The organism is Peribacillus sp. FSL M8-0224 (genome assembly GCF_038003055.1).
Lineage (GTDB): Bacteria > Bacillota > Bacilli > Bacillales > DSM-1321 > Peribacillus > Peribacillus frigoritolerans.
On the sequence record NZ_JBBOOJ010000001.1, the window covers coordinates 516,249 to 528,938 of the forward strand.

General features: G+C 38.4%; 9 protein-coding genes. All 9 read left to right on the forward strand.

Annotation, left to right across the window (positions count from 1 at the left end; all coding sequences use genetic code 11):
• The first annotated feature begins 552 nt into the window (after window positions 1–552).
• The 9 genes from MKX49_RS02495 (at window position 553) to MKX49_RS02535 (ending at window position 12,675) form a co-directional block, all read left to right on the forward strand.
• Complete coding sequence (locus tag MKX49_RS02495; RefSeq protein WP_340874686.1) at window positions 553–4,326, forward strand: toxin Cry1Ac domain D-VI-related protein; 3,774 nt, start codon at window positions 553–555, stop codon at window positions 4,324–4,326.
• A gap of 168 nt (window positions 4,327–4,494) precedes the next feature.
• On the forward strand, window positions 4,495–5,016 hold the full coding sequence (locus MKX49_RS02500; RefSeq protein WP_340874688.1) for a hypothetical protein: 522 nt from the start codon (window positions 4,495–4,497) through the stop codon (window positions 5,014–5,016).
• Window positions 5,017–5,652: 636 nt separating this feature from the next.
• Entirely contained in the window at window positions 5,653–7,008 is a 1,356-nt protein-coding gene (locus MKX49_RS02505) for a nucleotide sugar dehydrogenase (RefSeq protein ID WP_323597787.1), read from the forward strand.
• Between the two features lie 59 nt (window positions 7,009–7,067).
• Window positions 7,068–7,790, forward strand: a complete 723-nt coding sequence (locus MKX49_RS02510) for a YveK family protein (RefSeq protein ID WP_340874693.1) — start codon at window positions 7,068–7,070, stop codon at window positions 7,788–7,790.
• On the forward strand, window positions 7,787–8,494 hold the full coding sequence (locus tag MKX49_RS02515; RefSeq protein WP_340874694.1) for a CpsD/CapB family tyrosine-protein kinase: 708 nt from the start codon (window positions 7,787–7,789) through the stop codon (window positions 8,492–8,494). The genes MKX49_RS02510 and MKX49_RS02515 overlap by 4 nt, the downstream gene beginning before the upstream one ends.
• Window positions 8,495–8,554: 60 nt before the next feature.
• On the forward strand, window positions 8,555–9,286 hold the full coding sequence (locus MKX49_RS02520) for a tyrosine-protein phosphatase (protein WP_340874695.1): 732 nt from the start codon (window positions 8,555–8,557) through the stop codon (window positions 9,284–9,286).
• Window positions 9,287–9,312: 26 nt separating this feature from the next.
• The gene (locus MKX49_RS02525) at window positions 9,313–11,124 is read left to right on the forward strand and encodes a polysaccharide biosynthesis protein (protein ID WP_340874696.1); all 1,812 of its coding nucleotides are present in this window, start codon (window positions 9,313–9,315) and stop codon (window positions 11,122–11,124) included.
• A 210-nt stretch (window positions 11,125–11,334) separates the two neighbouring features.
• Window positions 11,335–11,919, forward strand: a complete 585-nt coding sequence (locus tag MKX49_RS02530; protein ID WP_323597792.1) for a sugar transferase — start codon at window positions 11,335–11,337, stop codon at window positions 11,917–11,919.
• 135 nt (window positions 11,920–12,054) lie between these two features.
• Complete coding sequence (locus MKX49_RS02535; protein ID WP_340874699.1) at window positions 12,055–12,675, forward strand: acetyltransferase; 621 nt, start codon at window positions 12,055–12,057, stop codon at window positions 12,673–12,675.
• Window positions 12,676–12,690: the final 15 nt, after the last annotated feature.

The following is a 12,690-nucleotide window of genomic DNA, read 5'->3' on the forward strand; positions in this document are numbered from 1 at the left end:
CAAGAAATAAATAAGCTGAAAATCACCCTCATTTTAATAACGTCACTATCCTTTCTTAAAAGTGCCCAAGGAAAAAAAGGGTGAATAAATGTAAAAGTGATATGTAAGGAGGTTACGGAATATGTACCGGAGTTGCCACTTATGCACTGGATGATAGTTCATGTAATCCGACGGAACGTTGATAAATAGAAGTAACTCTTCAGGGAATGAAACTAATAACCAAATAGGATAAGGGAAAATGTGATAAGAGGGAACCTATGGTTTCTCTTATCACATTTTTAGTTATGTAACCATAATGATTGTAACCCCAGACAGAAAGTTTGAATTTTACGGTGGATTTGATAAGAAGATAGGCTTTTATAAATTGCAGGATCATTTCTCCCGATTAAACACATCGCCATAAATGAAAATAATCACATTAAAATTGATGTTTAATGCTCTAATGTGGTTCCTAAAATGATTTTTTATGAGTCATTATTGGAACGAGGTACTTGTCGAAAAAAAGTATATTAATCTTGTAAGTAAAATTAAGTTATGAGGAGCGTTTCATTTATGAAGAAAAGTAAAATGTTAAAACCTATCAACGTTATGACAACATCATTTCTTTTAGCAAGTTCTCTATTAATCCCAAGTGCAGGATTTGCGGAGGAATCATCAACACCAAATAAGGAAGTTACGAATGCGCAAGAGTCTGAGACCAAAGGTCAGGAATCGCGTACAAAAACAAAGGAAACCCAATCACAGAGTAAAGCGGCAAGAGCTTTGATGGCCAACGAAGCGGTCGTCAACAATTATGCGGAGTTAAAGGCTGCGTTAGAAGGAGATAACGGAATAACGACAGTCAAATTTGGAAGAAATATTGATGTAAGTGGCACAATTAAAATTCAGGCAAAAAAAACAAATATAGTGATTGATGGAAATAACTATACGTTAACGCAAACTGGAAGAACAGGGAATTTGGATAGCATATATTATGGGTATGCATACGAATTACAAAGTACCACTATAAAGAATATAAATATTATAGGTAACAACCCTTATGGTGTAATTGCAATAGGGAATGGATTAAATGGTGTAGAACAAACATTTGAGAATGTAACATATAGTGGACCGCAAATGATTTACAACAAAGGTGGAAAAGCAACTTTTAAAGGATTAAACACCATAAACATTACGGGTCAAGAAATGGCTGAAATAGGAGATGTGGAATTTCAAGGTGACACTTCCATAGTTCATGATAGTGCCTATTCCGTTATTTGGACTGTTGCAAAACTACCTAATTTTGTAGTCGCACCTAATGCGAGACTGGATATTTATACTAAAAAAAGTGGGCAAGCAATATTTTATGCGACAAATGATTATGGCAGTTTAGTAATTGGCAAAAATGCAAAAGTGAATATTATTGGGCAAAAAAGTTTTACGTACGATGGGGCATTGCGAGATTTCAAAGTGGATTCAGAGGCAGAATTGAATATGACTAGAGAAGGTACAGATACATCAGCTATGCTCTCGTTTTATAATAATGTAAGGATTAATGAAAAGGCAAAACTTAATGTGCGTACAGAAAATGGAGTTGCAATGTATGCACCATATGCAGCGGATATGTATTTTACCAAACCAAAGCATGTTTTAATATCCTCGCGTAATAAGACGGCCTTTGATAATGGACAAAGCTTGAGTTTTCATGTGGAAACGGATGAGTTTAGAATTTGGGAGGACACGTCCAATACCCCTACCAAAATGTATAAAGGCTGGGGTGGTGACCCTTTTAAATGGGCAGCTAATTATCGCCCAAATGGGTACCTCTGGTCAGAAACTCCTAAAGTAGATATGTACATGTTTAAAACCAAACAGATTGAGTTAAGAGATACACAAGAAGAAAGAGAATTGGCTGATGCGAAGAACAAAGTAGAAAATCTGTTCATGGATAACAAGTTCGACACATTGAAAGGTTCGACGAATCAAGCAGCGATTGACGAAGCCCAAAATGCAGTCAATAAATTACCAGCCGGTCCTGAAAAAAATCGATTACAAGATTTACTGAACAAAGCGAAAGATCTATTGAACAAAAAAGAACAAGCAGAAAAAGACCTAACCGATGCGAAGAACAAAGTGGAAGATCTGTTCACGGATAACAAGTTCGACACATTGAAAGGTTCGACGAATCAAGCAGCGATTGACGAAGCCCAAAATGCAGTCAATAAATTACCAGCCGGTCCTGAAAAAAATCGATTACAAGACTTACTGAACAAAGCGAAAGATCTATTGAACAAAAAAGAACAAGCAGAAAAAGACCTAACCGATGCGAAGAACAAAGTGGAAGATCTGTTCACGGATAACAAGTTCGACACATTGAAAGGTTCGACGAATCAAGCAGCGATTGACGAAGCCCAAAATGCAGTCAATAAATTACCAGCCGGTCCTGAAAAAAATCGATTACAAGACTTACTGAACAAAGCGAAAGATCTATTGAACAAAAAAGAACAAGCAGAAAAAGACCTAACCGATGCGAAGAACAAAGTGGAAGACCTGTTCACGGACGATAAGTTCGATACATTGGAGGGAACGACGGATCAAGGGGCGATTGACGAAGCACAAGAAGCGGTCAATAAGCTTCCTGAAGGTGCGGAAAAAGACCGTCTGCAAGACTTACTGAACAAAGCGAAAGATCTATTGAACAAAAAAGAACAAGCAGAAAAAGATTTAACCGATGCGAAGAACAAAGTGGAAGATCTGTTCACGGATGATAAGTTCGATACATTGGAGGGAACGACGGATCAAGGGGCGATTGATGAAGCACAAAAAGCGGTCAATAAGCTTCCGGAAGGTGCGGAAAAAGACCGTCTGCAAGACTTACTGAACAAAGCGAAAGATCTATTGAACAAAAAAGAACAAGCAGAAAAAGACCTAACCGATGCGAAGAACAAAGTGGAAGACCTGTTCACGGATGATAAGTTCGATACATTGGAGGGAACGACGGATCAAGGGGCGATTGACGAAGCACAAGAAGCGGTCAATAAGCTTCCTGAAGGTGCGGAAAAAGACCGTCTGCAAGACTTATTGAACAAAGCGCAAGATTTATTGAATAAAAAAGAACAGGCAGAAAAAGATTTAACCGATGCGAAAAACAAAGTGGAAGATCTGTTCACGGATGATAAGTTCGATACATTGGAAGGAACGACGGATCAAGGGGCGATTGATGAAGCACAAAAAGCGGTCAATAAGCTTCCGGAAGGTGCGGAAAAAGATCGTCTGCAAGACTTATTGAACAAAGCGCAAGATTTATTGAATAAAAAAGAACAGGCAGAAAAAGATCTAACCGATGCGAAGAACAAAGTGGAAGATCTGTTCACGGATGATAAGTTCGATACATTGGAAGACACGACGGATCAAGGGGCGATTGATGAAGCACAAAAAGCGGTCAATAAGCTTCCGGAAGGTGCAGAAAAAGACCGTCTGCAAGATTTACTGAACAAAGCGCAAGATTTATTGGATAAAGATATAACGGCTCCAAATGCACCGAAACTAAATGAAGTTACAACAAACAGTAAAGAAGTAACAGGAAGCGGTGAACCTGAAGCAAATGTGACCGTCACCATTAATTCCAAGAAATATACCGGAGTTGTAGGCCCAGACGGGAAATTCGCGGTTGCGATTCCAAATCAACCAGTCCATGCGGTTATTAATGTTACCCTTACAGACGCAGCGGGAAATGTCAGCGATAGCTCATCTGTTAAGGTAGTACAGTTTATGCCGAGTGAACCTGTTAAGCTCAATACTGTGTACCCAAATGCAGAAGTGATATCAGGAACTGCACCTGAAGGAGCAACGATTGTACGCTTGTTGGTAAATGGCGAAGCACTGCGAACGGCACCTGTCAATGAAGATGGAACATTTAGTATATACAGTAAGTATGTAGGAGTAGATGGGAATGGAAATAATAAAACCCTACAAGTAGGCGATATCGTAACGGTTGACTACGGTGTCCGGACTCCATCGAACCTACAAGCTCATACTACGGTAATCAAGGAAGCGGAGAAACTCCAGGTGAATCCTGTAGCACCTAATGCAGATTATGTTACGGGCAAGGCGCCGGAGGGAACTAAGAGTCTCCGGTTGCTAGTGAATGGAAAAGCGCAGAGAACAGTGTCCCTTACTCAGACTGGGGCCGGAACCATTAATCCAGATGGAAGTTACCAAATTTACAGCCGGTTTATTATGGATGAAAATGGGGTTACTCGAAGATTGCAAGCGGGAGATGTCATTGAAGTTGACAATGGACCTCTAGTAGTTGGAGGAGAAATAGCAAAAACAATAGTGAAATAATCAAAGTGATAATGATGTAAGAAGGCCTCTCCTTTTGGAAGCGGGTTCTTCTTAAAGTGTTTGAGTATTTTTTCGTTTCAAAATGAAGTCCAATTTTTTAAATGAGATCAAAGGTACTGAAGAATCTCTCATTAAGAAGGATATATATTTTTTTAAAGGAGTGGAATCATGATATTGAAGAGAAGATTCAGAGGTATTTGGATCTGTATATTAACTTTAACCATATTTTTGACAGGCTGCATGTCAGGAGAAAAGGATACTAAGGATGAACCGGGAGGAGTGCCAAAGCAAACGGACTCCACCGCTAAAGGTGATGCAGGACAGGAGAAAGACATATCTGGCGTAAGTATTTGGATTGAAGAAGCATTACAGCTCGAGCATCCAGATCAAAAAGGGAAAAAAGTTTTGCAGTTACAGCTGAAGGCAACTAATAAAACGGCAGAAGAAAAATTTGTAGACGTTTTTGAAATGTCGGTATGGAATCAAAAGGATAAAAAACTACGTATCTATCCAGGAGATAATCTTGGCACGAAACTGGCTCCTGGAAAAAGTGTAAAAGGAAATGGGTACTATGTGATTGAAGGAAAGGGACCTTACAAGGTGCAGTATGAAAATACTGAAACGAAAGATAAGCAGGAATGGATTATTAACAAAGTGAAGGACATGACAGAGGACGCATCTGAAAAGTAGTATGTAATTTACGATCTGACTGAACATTGGAGTTCCCCCGATGAATGGCACCCCGTTTAAAGGCCATTTAATCGGGGGATTTGCATTTCCTGAACGATAAGAAGAATGGAGTATGGATAGAAAAAGACTATGTTCGTTTTTATAGCTGTTTGCCAATTTATTTTGAGGGACGTCCATTATAAATGTGAAATGTGTGGGATTAAGTCTGATTCAAAATGAAATATTTAATTATGGATATAGGTGTGTTGCTAAATCAGAATTAGTTTTACCCTAACCATGCACTTGTACGGGGCTTTATGGTTTTACCTCACGTCAAAAGAATAGGTGATCCTGGTTAATTAGGTAGATGAATCAAAAACAGAACGCTTCATTCGAAATCTGGAACCAGCAACAAAAATAAATATGATAATTTATTAATGCTGACGATAAAAATTAATGGGAAACTTACAAGGCGAATTTTCAAGGCGGAACTCTAGGTATGTATTTCAATCATAAAAAATGATATATCTGGTCAACTTTGCTGATTAAGAAAGATATCGTTAGGAATTTGCTAGTTTTTTTGTATTGAAATTTCATTGTGGCCTACTAATTTTAAATGTTCGTTATGTTCTGGTAAGGGAAATGGAGGATTGAATCATGATAACAGCGATAAAACGAGAAAGAGAGCAACAAAAAAATAATGGCCAATACTCGCACAAATCAGCTTTGCTAAGAGAATTAAAGAACAAGACCGCTAAAGTCGGAGTGATTGGATTGGGTTATGTTGGTCTCCCAACTGCTTGCCATTATGCATCTAAAGGTTATAAGGTGACAGGATTCGATGTCTCTGAGACAAAAGTGGAAAGTTTAAATAGCGGAATCAACTATATCAATGATGTAGATAATGACGGGCTTAGAGAATTGATAAGCCAAAAGCAATTTACAGCGACGACGGATATGAAGCTGCTTGGAGACATGAATGTCCTTTTGATTTGTGTTCCGACCCCAGTTAATAATTTGAAGGAACCTGATATCTCGTATGTTAGGGATGTAGGGAGAATTGTCGCTGAACATGTGAAAGAAGGTACATTGGTTATTTTGGAAAGTACAACATATCCAGGAACGACAGAAGAATATATCTGTACACCATTAATAGAAAGAGGCTATGGGATTGGGAAGAACCTTTTTGTAGCATATTCCCCGGAAAGAATAGATCCGGGAAATAAAAGGTTTAATTTGAGCAACACTCCAAAGGTTGTGGGGGGAATGACGGAAACCTGTACAGGTCTAGCTTGCAAGTTCATCGGTCCGACAGCTCATCGTGTTAAGGGGATTCGTGTTGCAGAATTAAGCAAAATCTTTGAGAACACTTTCCGATGGATTAACATGGCTTTGGTCAATGAAATGACGGTTTTATGTAATGATTTGGAAATTGACATATGGGAAACGATCGATGCGGCTTCTTCAAAACCATACGGGTTCATGAAATTCACCCCAGGCATTGGTGTCGGCGGGCATTGCATACCGGTCGATCCATACTACTTGCTCTATAAAGCAAAAGAACATGGTCATCGGACAAAAATGATTGAATTGGCTGGGGATATTAATGACGGAATGATTCACTATTCTTATACGCGCATCCTTGAACTGCTTGCAGCCAATGACAAGCTCATGAAACACTCACATGTTGTGGTTTTAGGTGCAACTTACAAAAGTGATATTGATGATTTAAGGGAAAGCCCGGTCGTCCGCTTACTTGAACGATTACAAAACAAGGTCCAGAATCTAACTGTCATCGAACCCTATGCAAAAGAAATTCGAATCAATGAACAGGTTCTACAGGTGGTAAAATACGATGCTGCCATTCTTCAAAAAGCCGATTTAGTTGTCATTGGAACACCACACAATTGTTTTGACTGGAAAAGTGTCCATGATCATGCTTCATTAATATTCGATTCCAAAAATGTGATGGAGGAAAATGGACTGCTTTCTGATAAGGTCGCAAAATTATAGGAATTGGAAATTAGAAATGGATAAACGGAAAGTATTTTACATGGATTGGAGTTGATTGAATGGCGGAGGCACTCAATATAAAAGATCTTTTTCAAATGATAAAAAAACGCATCGTGCTTATTATCATCTTTACAACCTTATTGACGGCAATGACGGGAATCGTTAGCTTTTTCATTCTTTCACCTGTTTACCAAGCTTCTACACAAATCTTAGTCAATCAATCTAAAGAAAAGTCAGAACTTTACAATGTAGGAGAGATTCAAACCAATATTCAATTGATTGAAACGTACAGCGAAATCATAAAAAGTCCAATGATGTTAGAAAAAGTTAAAGAAAGACTGAATCTTGACATATCAAATTCAGCATTATCGGAACAAATCAAAATTGTCAGTAATGGGAATTCACAAATTTTCACCATTAAGGTTGAGGGTGCTGACCCTAAAATTGCTGTTAGTGTTGCAAGTGCAATTACGGATATATTCCAAGATGAAATAAAAACGCTTATGAATGTTGACAATGTCAATGTCTTATCCAAAGCAAATATAGGAGATAATTCCTCACCTATAAAACCGAATCCGATCATGAATACGATCGTTGCATGTTTTGCAGGGTTAATCATAAGTTTAATTCTTACATTCATGATCGAATTTTTCGACAAGACAATCAAGGTTGAGTCTGATATTGAAGAACATTTAAAGATCCCGATGCTAGGCATCGTAAATTTAATCGAAAATAAAAAAAAACGGAAATTAAAAATCTGTAATCAGAACCTCAAGAGGTGAAAAGCTTGACACGCAAAAAACGACATAAAACGATGGAGATAAAAAAAAGAAGTAGTATTTCCATGTTGAAATCGAAGTCACCGGTTGTGGAGCAATATAGGACGATTCGAACGAACCTTCAATTTTCCGCTGTGGAAAAAGACATAAAGTCGATGATTTTTACCTCTGCAAATGCTGGTGAGGGAAAATCGACGACTTCGATCAATGTCGCAGCAGTTTTTTCTCAGCAAGGGAAACGCATTCTCATCATAGATGCAGATTTGAGAAAGCCGAGTGTTCATACTAACTTTAATATGGAGAATTACTTGGGGTTAACGAATATCATATCAAAGCAAAATCAATTGCTTGATGCTGTACAACCTTCCATTTATCCCAATTTAGATGTGTTGACAAGTGGACCAATCCCTCCAAACCCATCGGAGTTGCTTGGGTCTAACGGAATGGTGACGGTGTTGGAGGAAGCAAAGCAGCATTATGATTTAGTAATTCTGGACACACCGCCTGTCAATGCAGTCACAGATGCTCAAGTACTAGCGAGTATGACAGACGGCGTGGTTTTGGTGTTGAGCAGCGGGAGCACTGAAATACATCAAGCACAAAAAGCGAAGGAGTTACTTGAGAATGCAAATGCAAAGCTTTTGGGAGCAATCCTAAATAAGAAAAAACAAAAATATCCTGACGAATACTACTACTATGGAAAATAAAATAAGTAGTTTGAAAGTTGTTAAATATAGCATTCGGGTTAGGTTAAAGAGGGGATAACGATGATTGATATTCATAGTCATATTTTACCGAAGATGGATGATGGTGCTGGAGATATCCAAGAAAGTATAGAAATGGCGAGAAAAGCTGTAGATCAAGGGATTTCCAACATTATAGCAACCCCTCATTATAATAAGGGGATATATGAAAATGATAAGCAAAAAGTCGTGAATGAAGCTGCAAAATTGAACCAGGTGCTAGATGAACTGGAAATCCGGCTAAAAGTATGGCCAGGTCAGGAAATCAGGATATCCGATGAGCTTTCAGATGATTATGATAATAACGAAATCATGGGCTTGAATGGTTCGCAGTACATCCTTCTCGAACTGCCTTCAAACCATGTGCCAAGGTATACGGAACGATTAATTTATGATCTGCAATTGAGAAGGCTGACGCCGATCATTGCTCATCCAGAGCGGAACTTGGAAATAATAAAAAATCCGCAACTTCTAAAAGAAATGATTTGGAAGGGTGCGTATTCACAAATAACGGCAGGGAGCATCACGGGTAAATTCGGATGGAGAACAAAAAGGTTTTCCAAATATTTAGTTCAATCAGGTCTTTCTCATTTTATTGCATCAGATGCTCATAATGTTGGTAACAGAGGTTTTCAACTCAGGGAAGCACATAAGTTGATTGAAAAGAATTTCGGACCGGAAATAGTCGACGCCTTTAATGAAAATGCCGAGAATGTATTATGCGGGATGAAAGTTAAAGAATTCTTGTTTGAATAAAAATATTAATTTGGGGAGAAGTAGATTTGACATACTATAACCGGCTTTTCACATTAGTCTTTCTGGACGCTTTGGTTGTTGTGATGGCTGTATTTTTAAGTTACTGGTTAATACATCCGTATGATGAAATACCAGCATTTACAATGATAATTACGCTTATTTTGCTTGTGTGTCATTATTTCTTTACTGCTTATTTGAAACAGTATAAAAAGGCTTGGGAATACGCCAGTATCAAGGAAATGTTCAATATATTCAAATTAACAGCCTTTTCTATTACCATTACGGCCGCCTTTCAGCTATACTTTACCCATTTTCTATATAGTAGAGAACTTTTCATTACTTGTATTCTATATATGACCATGATTGGGTGCTCACGTTTGGCATGGAGGATCTATTTTGAAAGATACATTAAGCAATCACCCAATAAAAAAAGAACGTTGGTCGTTGGAGCAGGGTCTGCAGGGACGATGATAACGAGTCGGTTGTTAAAATCCAGCAATATAGACTTAGTCCCGGTTGCATTCGTTGATGATGATAAAGCGAAGCTAAGTTTAGAAATCTTCAATATACCTATAGTAGCAGTAACAAAACATATTTCTCAAGTGGTCGAGCAATACAAGATCGAACATATCGTGATTGCAATCCCTTCTTTGAAAAGAGAAGAAATAAATACGATTCTTTCGGAATGCATCAAAGCTTGCAAAAAGACTCAAATTGTCCCTAGCCTGGAAGCGATTGTCCAAGGCGGGGTTCCAATTAATGAATTGCAAGATATCCAGATGGAAGACTTATTGGGGCGATTACCCGTTCAACTTGATGATGAAGGGATTTCAGAAAAGATTGTTGATAGCACTATTTTAGTAACAGGTGCAGGCGGTTCAATTGGGTCTGAAATCTGTCGCCAGATCATGAAGTATAATCCAGCTAAAATTGTATTGCTCGGGCATGGTGAAAACAGCATATATGCAATCGAGTTGGAATTGCGGGAGGTTTATGCAGATACAATTGAGATCGTGACCGAAATTGCAGACATTCAGGACCGCAGGAGGATGTTTCAAGTAATCGACCTTCATCTGCCTAATATCGTTTATCATGCAGCCGCCCATAAACATGTACCCCTTATGGAGTCCAACCCTAAAGAAGCGGTGAAAAATAATATGATAGGCACGATGAATGTTGCAGAGGCATCGGAGGCAGGCATGGTGGATATTTTTGTCATGGTTTCTTCAGATAAAGCCGTCAATCCGACAAGTATAATGGGTGCTTCTAAATGTTTAGCCGAGATGATGATCCAGTCTAAGAGTTTGTCAAATCATACTAAATTTGTAACGGTCCGATTTGGAAATGTACTTGGCAGTAATGGCAGTGTCATCCCACTCTTCAAAAAACAAATAAAAAAAGGGGGACCTTTGACAGTCACTCATCCGGATATGATTCGCTATTTCATGACGATTCCAGAAGCTTCAAGATTAGTCATTCAGGCTGGAGTTCTGGCAAAAGGCGGGGAGGTATTCGTACTAGATATGGGCGAACCTGTCAAAATTGTCGATTTTGCTAAAAAGCTCATCCAACTGTCAGGCTACACTGTTGAAGACATTGGGATAACTTTTACTGGAATCCGGCCAGGTGAAAAATTATACGAAGAACTGCTTGGGGAAGACGAAGTTTACTTAAATCAGATCTACCCGCAAATCCATATTGGAAAACCAAGAGAAGTAAATTGGAGTGCAATAAAAGATATTATCACGACATATGATGTCTTGAGTGAAGAAACGTTAAAAGATAGAATGTTAAAGTTGGCAAATTATAGGGAGAGAAATGAAATTCCCATACCGTGATAATGGCTTATTTCCGGGTGATGATAGCAATTATCAGAAAGGGTAAAGCAAGTGTTACACATTCAAACAAATTTAATAATTTGTGTTTTTCAATGAATGAAATTGGGCAATATATTCACCTTTTTAAAAGTGTTAAAGCGAAGTAAGAATAAAGATCGAAGAAATTCGTTAACTTGATAACGATACACAATGATAATTTGGGAGGAAAAAATGAAACGGGCTTTTGAATTTTTGATATCTTGTCTTGCGCTTATATCCTGTTCACTTCTTATGCTGTTTATCTTCATCCTCATCCGTTTGAAATTAGGTTCACCTGTCATTTTTAAGCAGGAGCGGCCAGGGCTTAATGGCAAACCGTTTTATTTGTATAAGTTCAGAACGATGACAGATGAAAAAGATGAAAAAGGGGATTTGGTTCCTGATGAGAAGAGATTAACCGATTTTGGGAAATTACTTAGAAAATTAAGTTTAGATGAATTACCTCAATTATTTAATGTCATGAAAGGAGATGTGAGTTTTGTAGGCCCACGGCCATTATTAATGGAATATCTTCCATTATATACTTCCGAACAAGCAAGGAGGCATGATGTCCGGCCTGGAATGACGGGTTGGGCCCAAGTGAATGGACGAAATGCAATCTCGTGGGAGAAGAAGTTTGAGCTTGATGTCTGGTACGTTGAAAATCAATCCTTTTTACTGGATATGAAGATCATATACCATACCTTGATTAAGGTATGTAAACAAGAAGCCATTACCCAGGAAGGACATGTCACAACCCAAAAATTTGTTGGATAATAGGATGAATGATTGTGTGATGTAACAAAAATCAAATGAAATTGAACCTGGAGGAAACAGCTGGATAATGTCCAGGTTCTCTAGATAGTTATCTTAAAGTAACTCCAAATTTGATGATGTGAGAAGTGATTTGAATTGAAGAAAATCGTAATAATAGGTGCTGGCGGGCACTCAAAAGTTGTTCAAGATATTGTTGAAGCAATGGGGGAATATCGTCTCATGGCTATTTTAGATGATCAATACGAAGTGCTGAAAAGAAAGGGAAATGTATATTTTGGTCCCATCTTAAGCTATAGAAGCTTGTTTATTCATTTTGAATATAAGGTAATTATTGCGATAGGCAGGAACGATTTAAGAGTAAAAATCGTCAACGAACTGAATTTAGATGTAATGGATTATGAGACAGTCATTCATCCAACTGCTAAAGTGGGTAAAAATGTCTCGATAGGTAAAGGAACGGTCATTATGCCTAATGTCGTCTTGAACGCTGGCGCTAAAGTGGGGAATCACGTCATTGTTAATACGTCTTCAGTCATTGAGCATGATACCCATCTTGATGACTTTATCCATATAGCACCAAGTGCTACCCTGACAGGAGCTGTTAAGGTAGGAACTGGTACCTTGATAGGAGCTGGATCAACGGTCATACCAAGCATAACGATAGGGGAATGGTGTACGGTTGGTGCCGGGTCAACCGTTATTAAAGACATTTCTGATGCATCTACCGCTGTGGGGTCCCCAGCTAGGATAATATAAATAAGGAGTGTGTGG